This is a genomic window from Ruegeria sp. G5 (genome assembly GCF_056533365.1).
This window is the reverse complement of sequence record NZ_JBQFOK010000011.1, coordinates 12,652-32,562: the sequence shown is the minus strand read 5'-3', so window position 1 is coordinate 32,562 and position 19,911 is coordinate 12,652. Positions and strand designations below refer to the sequence as shown.

General features: G+C 51.6%; 17 protein-coding genes. 11 read left to right on the top strand and 6 right to left on the bottom strand.

Annotation, left to right across the window (positions count from 1 at the left end):
* Position 1 precedes the first annotated feature (1 nt).
* On the bottom strand, positions 2-709 hold the full coding sequence (locus ACR0BD_RS17250) for an IS6 family transposase (RefSeq protein ID WP_480832259.1): 708 nt from the start codon (positions 707-709) through the stop codon (positions 2-4).
* Positions 710-955: 246 nt separating this feature from the next.
* Between ACR0BD_RS17250 and ACR0BD_RS17245 the strand changes: the two genes are divergently transcribed.
* Complete coding sequence (locus tag ACR0BD_RS17245; RefSeq protein ID WP_480832257.1) at positions 956-1,837, top strand: 5'-methylthioadenosine/S-adenosylhomocysteine nucleosidase; 882 nt, start codon at positions 956-958, stop codon at positions 1,835-1,837.
* 312 nt (positions 1,838-2,149) lie between these two features.
* Here ACR0BD_RS17245 and ACR0BD_RS17240 read toward each other — a convergent pair whose 3' ends face one another.
* Positions 2,150-3,172: a patatin-like phospholipase family protein gene (locus tag ACR0BD_RS17240; protein ID WP_480832255.1), complete on the bottom strand. Its 1,023-nt coding sequence runs from the start codon at positions 3,170-3,172 to the stop codon at positions 2,150-2,152.
* 347 nt (positions 3,173-3,519) lie between these two features.
* Here ACR0BD_RS17240 and ACR0BD_RS17235 point away from each other — a divergent pair, with 347 nt between their 5' ends.
* The 3 genes from ACR0BD_RS17235 to ACR0BD_RS17225 all read left to right on the top strand — a co-directional run bounded on the left by ACR0BD_RS17235 (position 3,520) and on the right by ACR0BD_RS17225 (position 6,661).
* The gene (locus ACR0BD_RS17235) at positions 3,520-4,107 is read left to right on the top strand and encodes a fatty acid desaturase CarF family protein (RefSeq protein WP_480695896.1); all 588 of its coding nucleotides are present in this window, start codon (positions 3,520-3,522) and stop codon (positions 4,105-4,107) included.
* A gap of 530 nt (positions 4,108-4,637) precedes the next feature.
* On the top strand, positions 4,638-5,690 hold the full coding sequence (locus ACR0BD_RS17230; protein WP_480832253.1) for a TRAP transporter substrate-binding protein: 1,053 nt from the start codon (positions 4,638-4,640) through the stop codon (positions 5,688-5,690).
* A gap of 230 nt (positions 5,691-5,920) precedes the next feature.
* Positions 5,921-6,661: a class I SAM-dependent methyltransferase gene (locus ACR0BD_RS17225; protein WP_480832251.1), complete on the top strand. Its 741-nt coding sequence runs from the start codon at positions 5,921-5,923 to the stop codon at positions 6,659-6,661.
* A gap of 404 nt (positions 6,662-7,065) precedes the next feature.
* Here ACR0BD_RS17225 and ACR0BD_RS17220 read toward each other — a convergent pair whose 3' ends face one another.
* Positions 7,066-10,203: an efflux RND transporter permease subunit gene (locus tag ACR0BD_RS17220; protein ID WP_480832249.1), complete on the bottom strand. Its 3,138-nt coding sequence runs from the start codon at positions 10,201-10,203 to the stop codon at positions 7,066-7,068.
* A 15-nt stretch (positions 10,204-10,218) separates the two neighbouring features.
* Positions 10,219-11,367, bottom strand: a complete 1,149-nt coding sequence (locus ACR0BD_RS17215; RefSeq protein WP_480832247.1) for an efflux RND transporter periplasmic adaptor subunit — start codon at positions 11,365-11,367, stop codon at positions 10,219-10,221.
* A gap of 157 nt (positions 11,368-11,524) precedes the next feature.
* Here ACR0BD_RS17215 and ACR0BD_RS17210 point away from each other — a divergent pair, with 157 nt between their 5' ends.
* The 3 genes from ACR0BD_RS17210 to ACR0BD_RS17200 all read left to right on the top strand — a co-directional run bounded on the left by ACR0BD_RS17210 (position 11,525) and on the right by ACR0BD_RS17200 (position 13,791).
* A complete protein-coding gene (locus tag ACR0BD_RS17210; RefSeq protein WP_480832245.1) occupies positions 11,525-12,658 on the top strand; it encodes a patatin-like phospholipase family protein in 1,134 nt (377 codons plus the stop codon).
* Between the two features lie 317 nt (positions 12,659-12,975).
* Positions 12,976-13,200 (top strand): DUF5993 family protein, encoded by a 225-nt coding sequence (locus tag ACR0BD_RS17205; RefSeq protein ID WP_480832243.1) that lies wholly within the window; start codon positions 12,976-12,978, stop codon positions 13,198-13,200.
* Positions 13,201-13,209: 9 nt separating this feature from the next.
* Complete coding sequence (locus ACR0BD_RS17200) at positions 13,210-13,791, top strand: disulfide bond formation protein B (protein WP_480832241.1); 582 nt, start codon at positions 13,210-13,212, stop codon at positions 13,789-13,791.
* A 194-nt stretch (positions 13,792-13,985) separates the two neighbouring features.
* On the opposite strand, the gene ACR0BD_RS17195 is transcribed toward ACR0BD_RS17200, so the two are convergent.
* A complete protein-coding gene (locus ACR0BD_RS17195; protein WP_480832239.1) occupies positions 13,986-14,192 on the bottom strand; it encodes a hypothetical protein in 207 nt (68 codons plus the stop codon).
* A 139-nt stretch (positions 14,193-14,331) separates the two neighbouring features.
* Positions 14,332-14,622 carry a YgjV family protein gene (locus tag ACR0BD_RS17190; protein ID WP_480832237.1) on the bottom strand — a complete coding sequence of 97 codons (291 nt, stop codon included), beginning with the start codon at positions 14,620-14,622 and terminating at the stop codon, positions 14,332-14,334.
* A 377-nt stretch (positions 14,623-14,999) separates the two neighbouring features.
* On the opposite strand from ACR0BD_RS17190, the gene budA reads away from it, so the two are divergent.
* The 4 genes from budA to ACR0BD_RS17170 all read left to right on the top strand — a co-directional run bounded on the left by budA (position 15,000) and on the right by ACR0BD_RS17170 (position 19,524).
* Positions 15,000-15,788 (top strand): acetolactate decarboxylase, encoded by a 789-nt coding sequence (gene budA / locus ACR0BD_RS17185; protein WP_480832235.1) that lies wholly within the window; start codon positions 15,000-15,002, stop codon positions 15,786-15,788.
* Between the two features lie 278 nt (positions 15,789-16,066).
* Positions 16,067-16,594 carry a DedA family protein gene (locus ACR0BD_RS17180; protein WP_480832233.1) on the top strand — a complete coding sequence of 176 codons (528 nt, stop codon included), beginning with the start codon at positions 16,067-16,069 and terminating at the stop codon, positions 16,592-16,594.
* Positions 16,595-16,705: 111 nt separating this feature from the next.
* Positions 16,706-18,010 carry a CitMHS family transporter gene (locus ACR0BD_RS17175; RefSeq protein WP_480832231.1) on the top strand — a complete coding sequence of 435 codons (1,305 nt, stop codon included), beginning with the start codon at positions 16,706-16,708 and terminating at the stop codon, positions 18,008-18,010.
* Positions 18,011-18,609: 599 nt separating this feature from the next.
* Positions 18,610-19,524 carry a substrate-binding domain-containing protein gene (locus tag ACR0BD_RS17170; RefSeq protein WP_480832229.1) on the top strand — a complete coding sequence of 305 codons (915 nt, stop codon included), beginning with the start codon at positions 18,610-18,612 and terminating at the stop codon, positions 19,522-19,524.
* Positions 19,525-19,911 lie beyond the last annotated feature (387 nt).

Here is a 19,911-nt window from a genome sequence, read left to right as displayed (position 1 = left end):
CCTATCCGGAACAAAGTTGACGCCACTCGGCAAGAGCGACGGTGCGTGTCAGCTTGAAAGTGTCCCGGCTGGTGAGCGATCGTTCCTGGTTGAAGTGGTTGTAGACGGAGGAATGGACGAAAACGAATTTCTGTAAACTTCGCATGCGCCTGAAACGCTGCATCGCGCGTTCTCTTCGTCGGAAAGGCAAGTGCGAGTTCTCGACGCGGTTATTGAGCCACCTGCCCGTCTGTTGTTTTTCGAGCACGCCCATTTCTCTTAGCGCGGCCCTGTATGAAGCGAAGCGATCCGTTACAACTTTATCCGCTCTACCGTATCGCTTCATCAATTTCTTGAGGAATTTCAGTGCTGCAGCTTTGTTTCGGCGTTTGGTGACAACGGCTTCCAGCACCTCGCCTTCATGATCGACAGCCCGCCAAAGGTAATGCCGCTTGCCATTCACCTTCACGAAAACCTCGTCAACGTGCCACTTCCATTTAGAGAACGCGCGCAGCTTCTGAACACGCTTTCGTCTGATCTCAGCAGCAAACATCGGGCCAAACCTGTTCCACCAATATCGGACAGTTTCGTGGCTCACATCGATGCCTCGCTCGTGCAACAGATCTTCGACATTCCGGAGCGAGAGCGGGAAACGGATGTACAGCATCACGGCCAAACGGATAATCTCGGGGCTGGTTTTGAAGTACTTGAAGGAGGCAGGTTTAGTCATAGGCAATAGCTACGCAACACCCCTGCCCCGCTCAACCCAAGTTCTTCTGACAAGACCATGGCGGCGGTTTGAAGTCTGTATGGCGGACAAAACGAGCAATCGGTGCATTCGGGCCAGTGGCCGCTTGTTAATCGTATTAAGAAAAATAGGTTTTCTGGAAGATTGTACGCGGAATGCCTAAATACTTGGAGAAAAGTCGCAAGAGACCCGATGCGACACCCGTCATTGATAAGGAAACTGCTAGCTTTGACTTCAGCCGTACTAGCGGGAAACTCTTCCGCAATTGCAACCGAAAACGACGTTTCGCGCATTGCGCTTATTTCCGCATTTGAGCCTGAAATTGAAGTGTTACGAAGCCGTTTGGAAAATCCGCAGAGTCACCAAATCATTGGACGCGAATTTGTGTCAGGCGAGCTTTCCGGAATTCCCGTCTTGGTGTTCTCTTCTGGGGTTTCAATGGTCAATGCCGCTATGACAACACAGTTGGCGCTTGATCACTTTGAAATCGGCGGGATCGTCGTTTCTGGTGTAGCAGGAGGCGCCGATCCCATGTTGTCAATTGGGGATATCGCCGTTCCGACCCAGTGGGGTCAATATATGGAAATGGCCTATGCCAGACAGACTGACAATGGATATGAACTTCCTCCTTTTCTATCATCCGACTTCCCGAACTTTGGAATGATGTACACGCTGAATATTGGCGTGTTTGAAGAGCTTGCCGGACATGGTGAGAGCCGCTTTTGGTTTCCCGCCGATAAAGACTTCTTGGAAGCAGCCAAAAGAGCAGCAGAGACGGTAAGTCTTACGAGTACAGATGCCAACGGTCGAGAATTAGAACACAAGCCAGTAGTTCATATCGGCGGAGGCGGCGTGACAGGAACAGCTTTCGTTGACAATGCAGACTTCCGTGAATGGGCTCATAACACATTTGATGCACGGGTCTTGGATATGGAGACAGGTGCAATTGCTCAGGTCGCCGATGCCAACGGTGTTCCTTTCCTTGCTTTCCGAGCCTTGTCTGATCTTGCAGGCGGTGAATCAGGCGATAATCAGTTCGACATCTTTATGAACTTGGCGGGAGGAAATCTTGCCAATTTAGTAGAAGCCTTCTTAGACGAACTCAAATAGAGATCATACTTAACGGGTGAAGGAACCCAAACCCAGCATCCTTTCTATATCGCTGGGATAATCGACCGACTTTCAGTTCTTGTCGTTTAGCGGCTTCTATTTTTACGCAAATGCAATATTGATAAACGTCAATCGACCATCGAAACAGCCATTCATAGAAATCGCATCATCATTCGCCTTTGGCTCGAAACGGGTCTCGGAAGCAATGCAGCATCTGTGGCCGATTTTGATGGATATGTAGGAGCTTGCGGCCCATTGGTGCCGTTCATTTGCGAGCGCGTCGCTGAGCAGTTGCCAATCATGGCCTCTGGATCAATCGACATCGATTGATAGTGCCCTGGCGACTTCACGAATTAAGTTATTATTTTCCTTAACGAAATCTTGGCTTGCTGTACGAATTGACGTGATCGCTGTTTTCGTATGCTCGAAACCGGAAACGCCCTCAACATCATCTGGTGCTAGGAAAAAGGATTGCGTGGTAACAGACGGGTCAATTTTCGACAGCTGTTCCAGTGTGTCCTGACTTATTGTGTCCTCGCCGCTAAATACAATTTCCAGGATTGGCGCTAACCAGTCAATCACTCCGCCTGCTTCAGCCGTTCTGGAAGACACGATTTGCTGCGGTTTCGTACCAATCGACACAACAACAAAGTTCTTGTGATCCGGTAGATTTGTTCGCGCTTGCAAGTAGGCAATCTCACCCGGCGAGTTTAGAACTAAACCGGCATCAAAGAACGCACCAGATGCATGCTCTCCGGTCAAGGTGATGGCAGGAAAGAACATCGGAGCGCTTGTCGCAGCACCGATCAAAGCATGCAGGTGGATGTTGCTATCAACTTTGTCCCAATTTCGAAACGATCGAATTCTGTTTTCCTCCTGAGAAAAGACAGGGAACAGTGCGGGACGCAGCAATTCATTGAACCGCGAGTCTCCAAACCCGTCTCGAAAGACCTCTAGACGACCATGATTTGGTATTACGGGTCCAAACAAGCCTCGACCTGTCAATACGGCATGATAAGCGGGAACACCCAAAATATCCTTTGCATACTCGTCGTAGATGTCTATGGCTTCTGCGGCGGTAGGTGGCGGGCTGCCATCCAACCCGGGTTTGAACAAAAGAGCCCCGATAATTGCACCTGTCGATGCACCCGTTACAAAATCAAAAAGCTCATGAGTGCGCTTTCCCGTTTCTTCTTCTATGGCTTTCAATATCTCAAGCTGTGACAACCCGTACAAAGCACCGCCATCCATTGCCAGAATGCGAACGACATTTGGACTATCCGTTTTCCAATCGACCGGGTCGGTGAAATCAGAAGTCTCTGGCCAGCCTGTCATCTGCACTCGGTTTGCGACCGAATATTTGGAATAAGTTACGACGCCGACGGCGTATAGACCCAGAGCCAGAACGAGCCAAATGAAGACTTTTCCACAGGTTTCATATAGACGTTTCATTGTATCCTTACGGTTCCACTCTGCGGGTAAAGTCAGTCGAGTTTGTCATATTCAAACGTAACCCGACTTACGATGATGTTTGTTAAGAGGTTCTAGGATTCGCTAGGAGCATCTACATTCGCTCAATTTACAAGCATCAACGGCAAGCGACGTTCAACTAAGTTAATTTTGATTAAAAGTACTCAAGGCACACTTGCAAGAGCGGGTGGATCAGCTAGGACTGGTGTCCGATGTATGAAATCGTTTTTGTCGCGCTGCAGGTTGTTGGTTTGTTGTTGCTTGCGGATTTCGCCAGCGGAGTCTGGCATTGGGCGATGGATACGCTGGGCACTGTTGACGCTCCGATCTGGGGTCCGAATTTCGCTTTTCCGAATACGCGACACCATGTTGATCCGACAGACATTCTCAAAATCCACTGGCTACACGACAGTGCCCTGCTGTTCACGATCGCGGTCCTAATCGCTTCTATTTCTTGGTTCTTCGGTGTTCTTTCTTGGCAATTGGTCGTTTTTCTTTTGATAGGCAGTCTCTCAGAACAAATTCACCGTTTCGCACACGCACCGACTGTTCGACTGCCGGCGGTGGTTTCTTACCTTCAGCGCTTTGGTATCCTTCAAGATGGACGCCATCACTGGCGGCATCACACAGCTCCGAACACGACCCACTATTGCGTAATCACACCATGGGTGAACCCCGTGCTGGAGAGCATTGGGTTTTGGCGCGCGCTTGAACGCGTCCTAGTGCCGGTTTTTGGCGCCCCCCGCAGACCGGATCTGCAAAACCGCCCTTGGTACCGCGATCGTGCCGCTTGGAATTGAGTTCTGAGCTTCTGTTATTTGGGGTCACAAGCCAAACGGGTTTGTCACGATGAGTGACTTATGAATACTAGAGTTAGAACACACACGGGTCTGCGGTATTGAAGTCAAAAAGACAACTTGGCTTTGTGCAGCGTTCGCACGTTCAATCAAAGCGAGCCATTACCCACTTGCAACTTAACACTTTTGGCAAAATCACGGGAGAAGCATCGGCTCCATCATTCTGGTCTTTAGTGGAATAACCGTTTTGGTTCATGCCGGGAAATGGCGATGTAAATAGCCGACCCAAAGCAGGCATCCATCTGTTTGTCTCGATGCTGCAGTCGCACCCGTATAGCTGCCGTTCCTAGAGCACGCGAAATTTTGTAGGACGTCAACTAAAGGTCTGCAAACTAATGCTGCAGTTTGATCTTGCACGAATTCATTTAATTTCATGGATAATAAAGACAGCTTTGATCCACATTTCGAAAGCACGCAGCACTTCGACAATCGCGCACCCCAAAAAAACTGCCGCAACCGTCCCGGAGGACAACATGACAAAGATGACCAGACTGGCCCTAGCCGCCTTACCCTTTGTGGCCATAAGCGGGCCGAGCCTTGCGCAGGACGTCACAATCACCCTGCAATCAGCTTTTCCGACCAACCTACCTGTCATCGACACGATCCGGCAGTTCGAAGCTGAGGTCGAAACAGCCTCCGGCGGGACGATCCAGATCGAGTTGGCTGAACCTGGCACCATTGTCCCACCGTTCGACATTCAACAGGCGGTCTCTGACGGCCAGATCGACGCCGGATATACTGCTGCTGCCTACCTTCATGGGTCCTTGCCCGTTGCATCGTTTTTCACTTCGATGCCATTCGGGCCGCAGGCGCTTGATTATATGGCATGGTTCTACGAAGGCGGCGGTCTCGAGCTCAATCAGCGCATGTATGATGATGCAGGCTTTGACATCGTGACTATGCCACTAACCTTCACCGGCATGGAATCGGGCGGCTGGTTCAACTCACCCATCGAAGGGAGCGGCGATTTTGCCGGGCTCAAGCTGCGCTGGTCGGGGTTGGCCTCGGAAGTGCTGGCAAGTCTAGGCGCGGACACCGTTCTGATCGCAGGCGGAGAGATCTTTCCATCGCTTGAAAGTGGCGCCATCGACGGAACCGAGTTCAGCTTTCCCCAGGTGGATCTTGAGCTGGGTTTTCCTGACGTGGCTTCTTACTACTATTTCCCGGGCTGGCACCAACCCTCGACGATGGTTGAGTTAGTCATCAACCGCGACGTTTGGGACGGGCTGACAGACAGCCAGCGCACGATCATCGACATGGCCGCCAGAACCAACGCGATGCGTTCGGTCCTGCGGATGGAAAACTCACAAGCTGCCGCCGTCGCGCAAATGACAGAACAGGGCGTGGAAGTCCGTCTTTACAGCCCCGAAACCCTAGACAGCCTCCGGGAAGCGTGGGACGCGCTTGTCTCCGAAATGGCTGCAGCTGACCCCTTTGTGGCAGAGGTCTGGGACAGCTTGCAGGCCGCACGAACGCAACAAGACGCCTGGGACACGTTAACCGAAACACCTATGCAGCGCCCATGATAGGCCGTCCCAGTGCGGTCCTTAGGCCTCTGCGTCAGGGGGGTGAGATGAGCCGTGAGCCGGGCGACGAAGGGTTCTAAGCCGTTCTCTGCGGCCTGCATGATTGGCTGGTCGCAGACCAAAGGACGCGGAAAAAGCGACAGTTTGCAGCAACCACGCCAGCGGCTGCTTTCAGTTTTTCTTGAGAACCCGTAAGTAGAAGCCCAGCATAACCCAGCTTTGATCGAGCAATGAGTGATCCCACAGAAGACATTTACGATCCCGCGTTTGTAGCCAGCCTTTTTGACCGTTGTTCATCCAGCTATCGAAGATGGAGTGCAATTAGTTCGTTTGGTTTTATCGCGATATGGCGACGTCAATGTGTCGCTCGTTTACCTGCTCCACAAAATCCCAGCCCTATCGTGGTTGATTTGATGGCCGGAACAGGTGAAGTCTGGCCTTATCTGCTGCGCCGCTTTCCCGGCTTAGACAAGATTACAGCTTTGGATATCTCCCACCGAATGCATCTTGAGGCAGTTGCTCGGCTACATGGTGCATACGCTGAAAAGATAGCTCACATTGAGGCGGATGCTTTAAAAACCGACCTCAATGCCAATTGCGCTGATCTATTAGTATCTACATTTGGGCTCAAAACGTTCAACGCTGACCAACAGGCAATTCTCGCAAGGCAGATTTTTCGGATATTGAAGCCCGGAGGCAGCTTTGCGTTGATAGAGGCGTCTGACCCGAAAGGCTGGGTACTCCGTCCAATTTACCGGGTCTACCTAGATAAAGTACTTCCGATGGTTGAGCGATATTTCGTGAGAGGTGCTAATGACTTCAGCATGATTGGAACTTACACGCGAAACTTCGGCGATAGCACCCAAATGGCAAACGCATTGATGGAGGCTGGCCTGTCAGTTGAAATCAAGAAGCACTTTTTTGGTTGCGCAACCAGTGTCGCGGGCATGAAGCCAGTCGATAAGGATTAGAATTACAGACACTCGCGCCCAGCACAGCATCAAGCACTCTGAGCTCGCTCCTGCCATCAGAGTCGCTGCTGCATGATGTTATGAGTTGCGGATCGCAACGACGAGTACGGGGCGGCATGACCTGTCGTTAAGTCAATCGGGTCAAAGGTCTGGACCTACGTATTTTTCATCAAAGAGGCACATTTACTGGGAAATTACGTAAATCAGCATTGGATCACTGTCGTCGGTGCAGAGACATAGCTAGTTAAGTGGGAAAGTGTTTTACAACTTCACTCACTCTCTAGCCGGTTGGCGCAAAGCAAGAGCCAGTAGATCCGATGCCACCCGAAACCACGTATTCGAGCCGCTTGTATGACCCCAGTGTTTCCAAGCCATGGTTCCTTACATTCCACCACTTCGGACTACTACGTCTTCGAATGTGCTGATCGCAGACTGCCTGACAAACGCTCAGACATACGCTGGAATACTGCATACAATACAGGGATCATCAGAAGGCCGAGGGTGCTATCGATGATCATGCCCGCAAAGACAGGATAGCCGATAGACACTCGGCCCGCCGCGCCCGCGCCGCTGGCCAGCATCAGCGGTAGAACGCCCATTATGAAGCACAGCCCCGTCATAGTAACAGGACGGAAACGCATATGGGCAGCCTTAATGGCGGCATCATCAATGGACATGCCGTCGTAGCGCCGCAAGTTATGCGCGAATTCAACGACCATGATGGCCTTTTTAGCCGCGAGGCCAATTAGAAGAACGATACCAATCTGTGCGTATATATTGTTGTTTAGCAGGGGTATGAATTGCAGAGGTATAAGCGCACCCAGGACCGCAAAGATGGTGGACGCCATGATGGCAAGCGGCAATATCCAGCTTTCATATTGGGCGACCATGAACAAATAGGCAAAGATCACGGCAAGCGCGAGAATGAAGAGGACGAGATCACCGGCTTCAACTTCTTGCAGGGTTACGTCGGTCCATTCAAGGATGTAGCCCTCTGGCAAAGTCTCCGCGGCGACCCGTTCAACCATGGCAATGCCGTCACCGGAACTGACCCCTGTTTGTAGCTGGGCGTTGATCGAAGCGGAGTTGAACAGGTTGTAGCGATACAGAATCTCGGCTCCAAGCTGCGGTTTGACCGTAACGAAGGTACGGAGGGGAAGCGCTGTACCCGACGCGTTCTTGACGTATACGCCGTCAATCTCATCAAGCGATTGCCTGTGTTGAGCATCAGCCGAAACAACCACCCAATAGACCCGGCCCTCGCGCACAAAATTATTCACGTACAACGACCCAAAGCTTGCCTGCAGCGCTGTGAAAATACTGCTGACATCCACTTGCAGCGCTTCGGCCCGATCTCGGTCAATATCCAGGAAATACTGGGGCGCATTCGCCGACATTGAACTGTAGGCCTGTTGTACCTGCGGTTCTTTCATGAGGGCTGTAAGCAAGCCGTTCTTGACGGCATCAAATTCGTGAATGTCGCGGGATTGCAAATCCAGCAACTGCGCCGACAGCCCACCTGCCTGCCCAACGCCGGCAATTGCAGGAAGCGGGAAAACAAACGAGGTCGCCTCTGGTCGTTTCGCGAGAATATCGTTCAGCGCGAACATGATGTTGTACCATTGGGTTTCTTTAGTCTTCCGCTCATCCCATGGATCAAGCAGCATCACCAACATGCCCACATTGGACTTGTCCCCGGCAATCAGACTGAAACCGGCAACTGACGTAACCGAAGATATTCCGGGATGTTGTTTGACCTGTTCCCCAATGTCCAACAACACCTCTTCGGTGCGCTGCAGCGAAGCCCCGTCCGGAAGGGCGACACTGGCAAACAGAACGCCATTGTCCTCTGGCGGGATAAACCCGGTAGGCGTGTTTAGAAAAAGATAGATGGTTCCGGCTACAACGCCAGCATACAGGATCAAACACAAGGCCTTGAACCGTAGCATCAACCTGACCAGTGCCACATATCCATCCCTGCAGCGGTTGATCGCATCAGGAACAATGCGGGCAATCCCCTTGGGGTGACCGGTTTTGCGACTTAGAAACTGAGCGCAAAGCACCGGGCCCAGCGTTAAGGCGTTGATCGCCGACAGGGTAAAGGCAAAGGTGATTGTCAGCGCAAATTGCAGGTATATTCGGCCCGTAATCCCTGGAAAGAAACAGACCGGAATGAATACGGCAGCCAGGACAAAGGTCGTCGCAATTATGGGCCGGGTGACCTGAGACATGGCTTTGAGGGTTGCTTCGCGCGGCTCAAGGCCCTCTTCTTCCATGATCCGTTCTGTATTCTCGATAATGATAATCGCATCATCGATCACCAGCGTGATTGCCAAAACGATGGCAAACAAAGTGATCATATTGGCGCTGAACCCAATCAAATAAATCAGCGCGATCGTTCCAAGCAGGGACACAGGTATGGCTACCGCAGGGATAATCGTGGCACGAATGCTCAGCAGGAACATGAAAGTCACGGCCACAACGATGGCGGCCGTTATGGCCAGCGTTGTAATAATCTCTTCAATCGACTGGCGCACCGCATCAGTGACGTCGTAGGCAAGAATGTATTCGACATCATCAGGGAATTGCTGAGAGAGTTTTTCAATTTCTGCCTGCACGGCAGTCGAAACATCGATTGCGTTGGCCCCGCTTTCCTGAAAAATCGCCAGTATCGCTGAAGGTTGACCGTTGTAATAGGCAATGGCTGAATAGTTTTCGGCGCCCAATTCGATGCGCGCAATATCCTTGAGGCGCACGAATGAGCCATCACCCTGCGCTTTAACTATGATGTTTTCGAACTGTTTTGGATCGTCCAACAATCCTTGAGCATCCAGGGTGAACTGAAAAGCAGTCGCTTCATCGCCGAAAGGCGCCGCGCCGATCTGCCCTGCAGCGGCTTCGATGTTCTGCGCTTGTATTGCGGATTCCACGTCAGAAGCATCGATATTGAGGGCCGCCATCTGATCCGTGTTCAGCCAAACCCGCATCGAATAGTTCAACTGGCCAAACTGCGTAGCTGCACCCACTCCGTCTATCCGGCTGAGAGGGTCTTGCAGGAAATCCGCCGAATAGTTGCTGAGAAACAGTTGGTCGAAGGTTTTGTTGGGCGAGACCAGGTTTATCACCTGCAGCATGTTGCTGTTCTGCTTCGAGGTGGAAATCCCTTGCTGCGTCACAGTCGCGGGCAGAAGCGGAGTGGCCAGTGCAACACGGTTTTGCACATTGACCGCTGCAATGTCTGGGTCTGTATTGATGTCGAATGTGATGGTCAGGCTGTACGTACCCTCACTCGACGACGATGAAGACATGTAAATCATGCCTTCCACTCCGTTGACCTTTTCCTCGATCGGGGTCGCGACAGCATCCCGAATGAGCGCGGCATTGGCGCCGGGGTAACTTGCCGTCACCTGTATTTGGGGCGGAGCGATTGACGGGAATTCGGCTATGGGAACCAACCGCGTTGCGATTGTCCCTAACAATATCATGATCACCGCCAGGACGATGGCAAAGTTCGGACGGTCAATGAAAAATTTGGACAACATATACGAGACTACGGTCTAGGATTGGTTTTCGGTCGGCGTGACTTTTTGATCCTCCCGGACTCTTTGCAGGCCCTGAACAATGATCAGATCCCCCGCCTTCAGGCCCGAAGCTACAACCCAATCACGACCAGTTTGCGAACCCAAGGTAACATCCTGACGTTTCGCGATATTTTCACTGTTCACAACAAACACGAAGTGACCCTTTTGGTCCAACTGGATGGCGGTCTGAGGGATCACAACCTCGGCTTTCGCATTAGGGTCTTCGAAGGTGACCGTCACTACCTGTCCGGGGATCAGCAGGCCGTCAGAGTTTTCGAATGTGGCACGGATTTCAATCGTGTCGGTTGCTGCGTCGATTTCGTTGCTAATGTAGGTGATCTGACCCGGCTGCCCATAGGTCGCGCCGCTTGTCAGTTCCAGCCGAACACCCAACGTCGATGTATTTTGCCCGATCAGTCCTTGCTGTCGCTTTTGGATCAGATCACGTTCGCTGACATAGAGGCTGACATAGATCGGATCGACGCTGGTGATAGTCGCAAGCACGCCGGAATTCGCGCTAACAAGATTGCCAACATCGACGTTTGACTTCGATATGCGACCGTCGATCGAACTGGTGATCGTTGTATAACCCAGATTGATATTAGCCTGTTCCAACTCGGCTTCGGCCTTGCTGACTGCAGCCTGATCCGCGCCTAGCGTTGCTTGGGCCGCGTCAACCGTGGATTGTGGAACATCGTCGCGTTGTAGCAGAGCCAGCTGACGCTCATAGTTCACCTCTGAACCTTTTGCCGTGGACTTTGCGCCGCTGACCGTCGCAGCGGACTGATCGACAAGCGCCTGATAGTAGTCGCGCTCGATCTCAAAGAGCACATCGCCTGCTTTGACTAACCCACCTTCGACAAATTTTCGCGCGTCCAAGGTGCCTTCGACACGCGCCGTGATGTCCACCGTACTAACCGCCTCTACACGGCCAACGTAGGAATCTGACAAGCCGGGTTTTTGCGTCTGCGCCTTCTCAACAAGCACGCTTGGTGGGGCAGTATCAGTCTGCGCATGAGCCGCCCCCGCCGAAACAGACAAAAGAGCGGTCGCCAGAACGAACCAAACACTTCGCATTAACCCAAATCCACCTTTGTCTGAAAACAACTGGTGCGAGCGTCGCATTGGTTTGCTCACCAGTCAATCATTCAAGCCGCAAGGATGCCAATAGCGCTTTGTGAGGTTTACAAAGTGGGCGGCAATAAAGGTTCACCCATCGCGCTTGATGATCTTGCCGGGGCCGCTATGACTTACCCACCCCCAACTTGGAAATAGGGACCGCATGAAGCGCCTCATTCAAATAATCGGAACGGTTCTGGTCTGTCTGATCCCCATTGTGCTAATTTACGCTGCAAGTGTGTTCGCCTACGGCAGGTATTTTTACGAAAGCCAATCTGAACTACCGGGCTGGCCGGAGAAAGAAGACTTTGGCGATCCGCTGGAATGGAGCACCGAAGATCCCAAGCGGGTGCGCATACTGGCGATGAACGGTGGTGCCTTATATGGCCTGGCAGAGCTCGAAGTTCTGAAGGCGCTTGAGGAGAAATCGGACAAGCCCATCCACGAACTTTTTGACTTTGTGGCCGGGTCGTCGACCGGCGCAATTATCGCCGCGTTGTTATTCAGCCCCACCGGGGAGAACGGACAACCGATCACGGCCGAACAAGCGCTGGAAGACTATGAGCAGTATGCAAGAGAAATTCTTGGTATCCCCGTTTATCATAAAATACTAACGGGCCATGGCCTGTTCGGACCAGCCATCCCAAATGAAGGCCGGCTTAAGGTGTATGAACAGGCGTTTGGTGACACCAGGTTCAATGACCTTCTTCGCCCGGCCATGTTCCCATCTTATTCGCAGAAAGAGAACGGGCTTAGGGTGTTCCGAAACTGGGATACTGTCGAGGGCAACATCTACCTGCGTTCACTTGTGACCGCTGTGACCAGTGCTCCGGTCTATTTTCCTGCCGTGACGTTCTCGGGCAAACACACATCCGGAGAATTCCTTGGGGATGCGGCCATGATTTTGAACGCCCCGGGTGATATCGCCTACCTGCACGCGCGCTCGCACCTGCCGGAACATCAGGAATTCGTAGTCGTCGCGCTTGGAAGCAAGCTGCGACAGCCGGTATCATCCGCAACCGCCGAAGGTGGCGGGCTGATTAAGTGGTTCTTTCCAATGATGCACATGGTTTTCAACGGAGAGGCAACAGTCAGTTCGCACGCATTGCAAAGGCATGCGGATTTTGAGTCGTCCATTGATATCGACAGCTATTTCCTGTCACCAGACGCGGTCGCAGGCGTTAACGGGTTCAATCCTAAACAAGAAAACATCGACCTGATCCGCGCCTCTGGCCAGCGCTATGTCGAAGAAAACTCTGAGTTGATTGATGAGGTTGTGCAGAAGCTCACCAACTAGATTCAGCAATAGTCGCCTCTGCACCAAAGACTTAGGGTGCCATAGAAGGAACTTTGATCCGCTGTTAGCTTCGGATGCGATTTGCCACTTCACTATTCGGTCTGCCAAAATCCCTGCAAATACGAGCGAGCATTCCATTTTGTACATCGCGCATCGAATGTGGTCATTCGCGAGAGCTTGACCAACTAAATTGATTAATCTTCATGTTTTGTCTGACGTCAGTATTAACGAGACGCATTCACCGTGAGCAGTGTCCGCTATCCCAACATCAAAGGACGACAAAGGGCGCGTCTGATGGTCGCCAAAGACTTGATTAAATGGCCAGAAACGGCTCAGCTTACGCACATTGGTCACCATTGATACAATTGATCCGCAAGGAGCATCCTATGATCGCTTTACTTTTTGCACTTTTTGCAGGCGCGATGACGCTCGCATATTTCGAACTTGTTAGGTCTTCGTACGCTGTCTTCGTACTTGCTCTTGTGATGAGCACTTACTGGCTGAAGTTTCACGCGACGACCCCACTTTCCATTCAGCTGTGAGGCTTGCGCATGTCACCTGAATTCGCTCGAAATATGAATGCGCTTGGCACCCTGGCAGTTTGCCTTGTGCTAATTCTTGCCTTTTATTTCCAGCTCGTTTTGTACGAGCTGCCCTGCCCGCTGTGCCTGCTGCAACGCGTTGGATTTGTAGCAGTTGGGTTTGGTCTGGGATTGAACCTTTTGTGGGGCACGCGCGCAAGGAACTATGGAATAGCACTTGTCGCGGCAATCTTCGGAATAAGCGTTTCAATCCGACAGATCCTTTTGCACATCGTACCGGGAACGGGACACTACGGCTCACCTGTACTCGGTTTGCATTTTTACACTTGGGCTGGAATAGCCTTTGGTCTGGTGATCCTTGGAACTGCGGTCATGCTCGTGTTTGAAAAGCAATATGACCTTGCCTCAGACGTTAGGGCAACGGAAAGGTTCGGCGGCAGCCAACTCGCCAAGGCGGCATTTTTCCTTATCTTGCTCTTGGCGGCACTCAACGCCGGTTCTGCTCTGCTGGAATGTGGACCGGGTATTTGTGACGATCCGCCAACGGACTACAAGTTGTTGGATGAGCTTGGGGGTACGGCCGATTCATAAGCGCATGAATTAATCAATTCCCAACAGAGATCCGTTTGTAAAAGCTATGCGTGTCACCTAGCAGTCTAGTCACGCCTCAGTGCTCTCAACCTTTTGGTTTTTAATTATAGTGGGCGAACTGAACGCTCTTAGGGACACGTATCCCTTTTTCCTAACTTTTGATGTTACATCTATTATTCTAAAACTAAGGCACTCTAATTGTTTTCGTCTGGTGGTGGTTTAGCCCGCTGAGTGAACCGACCCAACGATGGAAGCTTCACGCCGAGATCGTATACGAGCAAGCCATAAAATGCGGTCGCGAGTGGAATGCCATTTGCTGCAATCTCAACGATAGAGCCGGTCACAAAACCATGCGCCATCCACATGGAAAAAGACGTCATCGCACCGATCCTAACAGCCATAGCAGAGTCACGACTTAAAAGTGTTAAGGAAAGCACCGACGTGCCAACCGCCGGAAGTATTTGCGTAAGGGATCGGCTCAGCAAAAACGAAATCGAAACAGCGGACGCCCCAACCGCAGGCAAAAGATGAAGGGGGTTTTCAAACGTGAAATACGCGGCGATCCAATAGAGGATGATGAAAAAAAACGATAATCGGGTTTCGGTACTTTTGACTCACGACGCTAGAAACAATCAGCTGTACGGCTATGAGCGCGGCGATAATCGCCGCAAGCGGTACGCCCAGTGCCACGTAGTGCGCTACCCAGAAGATGTTCGAAAACCCCAGAAACAGAGTTAGCTTGTTGCGCTCTTTTGATCTGGCAGAGAAAACTTGAAAACCGAAAGCAATAGTTCCGAGGAGTTGCGCAAGGATGTATGAGATTGAAATCAAAAGATGCTCTCCTCTCTATCAGTTTGCGCTATCGGCCGGGTAGCCTCTCTTTTTTGCAGTTTCAGGGGAGGACGATACGGCTATACCCCTAGCTTCGCAGTCTAAAGAGAACCCACGCAGATCAAATCTGTTAAGAAAGAGCCTCCCGATATACCCGCTGTACGGAAATACAGTTGCTCGAAAATTAGGCGAATACCTTCTCGCAGCTCACTCTGGCGCCCCAAACTGATAGTCACAAAAGGGAAATGCCAAAGCTTGGAACGTGTAGCAGAGCCTTAGTAGTTGCCCGATCGTATGAAGGAAGGGATACTGAGCAGGAACGCGACCCATTCAAACTCCGAAAATAGGTCCCTAAACCCGCAGTCGTGGATTTTCCTATGGACACAGAGCTCACCTTTGCAACAGCGACGGCCAGCCATAACAACAAACAGCGGTTTCAATCCACCGAACACGCGCACGAGTACTATCAAGCGTCGCTGCTGAGCGCTGTGATGCAGGGCGTATACGACGGAACGGTTTCAATCGGTGAACTGCTTAAACACGGAGACTTTGGACTCGGCACGTTCAATGCGCTTGATGGTGAGATGATTGTATTGGATGGCGTGGCGTACCGGCTTGATGGAGAGGGAAAGGCGACAGTTGCACCTGATACAGCCTTGACGCCTTATGCCGCTGTCGTCAATTTCGATCCCTCCTTGTTGCTTTCGGTGGAAACGCCAACAGACAAACAATCCTTTGAAGTTCAGCTGGATAAGATGGCAGAAGCCAAGAACCTGTTTTATGCCGTTCGATTTGTTGGGCGCATCAAACACATCAAATACAGAAACGTTCTGCGTCAAAGCAAACCCTACAAACCTCTGCTGGAAGTTGTGAAAACTCAGGCAGAATTTGAGTTAAGTGATGTAGACGGTACAATTCTGGGTTTTCGATGCCCCGACTATGCTGTGGGTATTGGCGTGCCGGGTTACCACCTTCATTTTATTTCCAGAGACTTAAGCAAAGGTGGTCACGTGCTGGACTACACCCTTTGCGACGGTCAATTAGAGATAGACCATACGTCTACTTTGCACCTTGAACTCCCTGAAACCAGGTCGTTCTCAGACGCCAATCTGGCCGCAGGCACTTCGGCAGATGGAATCCTAAAGGCGGAAAGCAACGGGAGTTAGCCACCTTAGTCGCCCTCAGGCAACGAGCTATTCGAGGAGCGAAGAAAATCGCGAACGGATTTTCCGAATGAAGATAGCCGGATGGGTCAACTAACGGCCAAACGGGCGACCCCAGCTTTCTGAAGGTCAAACCCCTGCGTGGAATATGCCATGGCCCACGAGGTCAGTTTAACGCCATCGCTAGCGACGTTACAGATCCATCATGGCGCAGATGTTCGCATCCTTTTCAACACTTTCCGGAAACTTCACCTTGTTGGCGCTGTTTCTCGCTCTCTTTTTTGGAGACATTTGGTCTACCGCTTCCCGGTGAAACGATACTCATTACAACGTCTGCTATATCCAGCCAAGGCGATGTAAGCATTTACTTGGTTGTTATTGTGGCGATCCTCGCTTCAATCACCGGAGACAGTGTCGCCTTTATGATTGGCCGACGGTATGGGCGCATTGTTGTTTTAGCCTACGGGAACAGAATTGGCATAACTGAAGAAAAGTACCGGGCTGCGGAAAGATTCACCGAGTCTTATGGCGCAGCAGTGGTCGTCGTTGCGCGTTTCTTCTTATTATTGCGCCAGCTGAACGGGTTGGTGGCCGGAACCGCAGGCGTGCAGTGGCACAAGTTCCTGGTCGCCAGCATTATTGGATCATCGCTGTGGGTAGGTTTCTGGACAACTACAACGTACAAGATGGGAAAAAGTGCCTCTCTTCTTCCTTGGATAACGCATCATGTGTCGCTGTTCGTCGCAGCAATCGTAATCGCATTGTTTTCGCTGGGCACGGCGCTCTACCTACGTGCGAAACAGCTCTGACCACAAAACAGGTGCCAGGCTTGGCGCCAAGCCTAAGCCACGGGTCGACTTGACCCAACTCCCAACTCGGCATTGAGTAGACCCAACTGAGATAGACTGGGTTCGATTCTTATGGCGTTAGTCGGATTGGCGACGGTACTTCTTGTCGTCCTATCGCTGCTGACAGGACGGGTAGCACCGGTGATTGCGCTGGTACTATTCCCACTGGGCGGTGCGATCATAACCGGCTTCGGTCCCACAGAGCTGACAGAGTTCTTCAATTCCGGCCTGGCTCGAGTTGCCTCCGTCGCTACGATGTTTGTGTTTGCCATTCTGTTTTTTGGGGTTTTACAAGATACAGGGGTGTTCCGTCCGATCATCAACTGGATGATTGGGATCACAAAAGGCAACCCGGTCGCGATCACAGTAGCAACTGCAATGGTAGGTGCCTTGGCTCATCTCGATGGGGCCGGAGCAACAACATTTCTTCTTACCGTACCGGCGCTTCTACCCCTTTACCTCGGGGTCGGCATGAATCGCTATTTGATGTTACTGATGCTGTGCCTAGGTGCGGGTATCGCCAACATGTTGCCTTGGGCCGGGCCGTTGGGGCGCGCATCGGTCGTGTCCGGAATCCCTGTGTCCGAGCTTTGGCAACCCCTGATCCCCATCCAGGTTATTGGGTTGGTTCTACTGGCTGGCTTGGCGGTGGCCATGGGGCTACGTCAAAAAAAACGACTGGAGGCCTCATCGGCAGAGACCCGGCAGAGCGGCGACGTATCGGCTTACAAAATTCAGGCGACAGCCGAAGAGGCAACCCTTGAACGCCCCAATTTGATATATTTGAATGCAGGGCTTTTTGCAGCAACGGTTGTTGCTTTGGTGCTTGGCGTTTTACCGCCCGCGTTTCTTTTCATGATCACCTTATCGGTGCTGTTGCTGATCAACTATCCCAGCATCGACAGCCAGATGGAACGGATGAAGGCACATGCGGCTTCGGCCCTCACGATGGCCGCCATCATCTTTGCAGCTGGCGCGTTCCTGGGCCTTATGGATGGGACCGGTATGCTCCGCGCGATGGCTGTGCAACTGGTCGCAGTGTTGCCAGATACAATGATACCACAACTGCATATTTTCGTGGGCCTTATCGGCGCACCATTAGAACTGGTTCTCAGCACGGACGCATTTTATTTCGGCCTCATGCCAATCGTTCTCGAAGTCATGGGACCAACACAGGTACCGACCGAAAGTGTAGTTCACGCCATGCTCATCGGGAACATCATCGGTACATTTATAAGCCCATTTTCGCCAGCACTTTGGCTGGCGCTGGGACTGGCAGGCGCAAACATGGGGCGTCACATCCGATTTTCCCTGCTTCCGCTTTGGGCCTTCTCCATCGTGGTGTTCGGCGTCGGTTTTTTGCTAGGATTGTTTTAGTCACTGGCCGGAGGCTAAATCTCTGAATTGGGTACCCCGTGGCTGATGGTCATCGTTTTTCATGGCGGCGTTTTGTTGGGGCTGTCGACCTTACCGGATCAAGGGATTTGAAGTGAAAAATTGGCCTGCTCAACCAGCGGAAACAGCAACACCCACAATTCAACTGTGGCTTTGATTGTCCCGGCAACCGTCAATTGTGCCGTAATACCATTATAAACACTTAATTAATTCCATTTCATGTTTCTCTCCGATGGTTGAATAAAATCCCCCTCTACCAATATCAAAACGAGGGTTAAGATAGGGAGGTAGCTATGACATCCTCAGATCGGACAATTGTTGCGCCCCGCGCAGCAACTGCCCTCCAAACTCTAAGTTTTGTGGGTGGGTCAGATAATTGGTTACTTTAAAAGCCAGCTGTTCAGCATACGAGACTTCTCGATGTTTCGAGTGCAGGAACTCCGCAAGCGGGTACAGCCTGAATTGGCACATTAGGGTGATTGCTTAATGCTTATCTAATGACGATCAAAGATCCTAAGGCGCGCCTTTTTCTAACACATTCACTTGGACTTTCTTTCTGTTCCTTATTTGGGAGGTGAACTATGGTTTTTCGCAACAGCCTGATCTGTGCATCCGCGACGCTCTGCATCTTGGCTCCGGCTTATGCACAAGACGTAACTTTGATCACGCCTTACCTGACCCAGCCTGGGACTCAGGCTTATGTGGAGAGTTTTTCCGAGCGCGCAGACGAATATGGTTGGACCGTAAATATCGTCCATACTGACGGCGATCTGGAAGCCGTTGTTGAAGAGATGGAAAACGCGGTCGAGCAGGGTATCGAAGCAATCGTTGTAAACATCGATCCAACCCAGATTGAAAAAGGGTTACAGACAGCAGCTAACCAAAAAATCCCAGTTGTCGGTTTAGATGCAGGGAACCATCCTCTCTTGTCCGCTAACATCACGTCCAATGGCTACGAAATGGGAGCGAGCACTGCCGGATACATCGCCAACAGAATTGGCGGTTCAGGCAACGTGGTCATGTTTACCTACGACTCTTTTCCGCCCGTTCGGGTTCGCAGTCAAATCGCAGACACAGTCTTTGGGAGTTACCCCGACATCTCCGTAGTCGAACGGATCACCCCGGAAATTAGTGACGGAGCCATTTCTGATAGCCGTACAAAAATGGATGAAATACTCGCGATTTATCCCGAGCCAGGTAGCATATCCGCCGTGTGGGCGGCATGGGATCAGCCTGCCCTAGGAGCGCTGCAAGCGATTGAGGCTGCGGGTCGCAGCAACGAAGGCATTATAATCACCGGCATAGATGCCAACCCCCAAGCAATTATGGCGATCGCTGATGGAAGTAACCTTGAGGCGACAGTAGCCCAAGATTTTCATGCAATTGGCCAAAGAACGGCAGACACAGTCGCGAAACTATTGTCGGCTGAAGTTCTGGACCAACGTGTGATTTACGTTCCTTCCAAGCTCGTCACTGCTGAAGACCTTCAACACTGAACGCTGAACACCAGAAAACCGCTGCACAGGAAGCCATCATGGTGGTTATATGATGCTGCGATTGCGACCCGCATATGCATCATTGAAAAGACGAACGAGGAAGAGCGTCCCTATCTTGTCTCTCCTGGTGACGAAAGTGCCGGGCTCGTCGGAATGGGGTTCGCCGCAGCTCTGGGCGCTGTGGCGCACTGGAACGACCCGGTGACACCAATATTCGCGCTTGTTTTGCTCAATCTGCTCGTAGTCCTTACGTTCCGTCTGCAGCCGAGCACGCCCCAATAGAAATGCTTGAAATAGAAGATTTATGTATCTTAAGCATCTCCCAGACTTTTTGAATTACCGAGCTACCGATGCACTGTGACTGCGGCCAGTGGGGGTTTTCTTTGG

Bases quoted from the DNA above. Each gene is read 5' to 3' on its own strand.
- budA (WP_480832235.1), top strand. From the start codon at position 15,000: ATGGACACAGAGCTCACCTTTGCAACAGCGACGGCCAGCCATAACAAC.
- ACR0BD_RS17200 (WP_480832241.1), top strand. From the start codon at position 13,210: ATGTCACCTGAATTCGCTCGAAATATGAATGCGCTTGGCACCCTGGCA.
- ACR0BD_RS17235 (WP_480695896.1), top strand. From the start codon at position 3,520: ATGTATGAAATCGTTTTTGTCGCGCTGCAGGTTGTTGGTTTGTTGTTG.
- ACR0BD_RS17230 (WP_480832253.1), top strand. From the start codon at position 4,638: ATGACAAAGATGACCAGACTGGCCCTAGCCGCCTTACCCTTTGTGGCC.
- ACR0BD_RS17215 (WP_480832247.1), bottom strand. From the start codon at position 11,367: ATGCGACGCTCGCACCAGTTGTTTTCAGACAAAGGTGGATTTGGGTTA.
- ACR0BD_RS17225 (WP_480832251.1), top strand. From the start codon at position 5,921: ATGAGTGATCCCACAGAAGACATTTACGATCCCGCGTTTGTAGCCAGC.
- ACR0BD_RS17220 (WP_480832249.1), bottom strand. From the start codon at position 10,203: ATGTTGTCCAAATTTTTCATTGACCGTCCGAACTTTGCCATCGTCCTG.
- ACR0BD_RS17240 (WP_480832255.1), bottom strand. From the start codon at position 3,172: ATGACAGGCTGGCCAGAGACTTCTGATTTCACCGACCCGGTCGATTGG.
- ACR0BD_RS17250 (WP_480832259.1), bottom strand. From the start codon at position 709: ATGACTAAACCTGCCTCCTTCAAGTACTTCAAAACCAGCCCCGAGATT.
- ACR0BD_RS17195 (WP_480832239.1), bottom strand. From the start codon at position 14,192: ATGGCTGTTAGGATCGGTGCGATGACGTCTTTTTCCATGTGGATGGCG.
- ACR0BD_RS17210 (WP_480832245.1), top strand. From the start codon at position 11,525: ATGAAGCGCCTCATTCAAATAATCGGAACGGTTCTGGTCTGTCTGATC.
- ACR0BD_RS17205 (WP_480832243.1), top strand. From the start codon at position 12,976: ATGGCCAGAAACGGCTCAGCTTACGCACATTGGTCACCATTGATACAA.
- ACR0BD_RS17170 (WP_480832229.1), top strand. From the start codon at position 18,610: ATGGTTTTTCGCAACAGCCTGATCTGTGCATCCGCGACGCTCTGCATC.
- ACR0BD_RS17175 (WP_480832231.1), top strand. From the start codon at position 16,706: ATGGCGTTAGTCGGATTGGCGACGGTACTTCTTGTCGTCCTATCGCTG.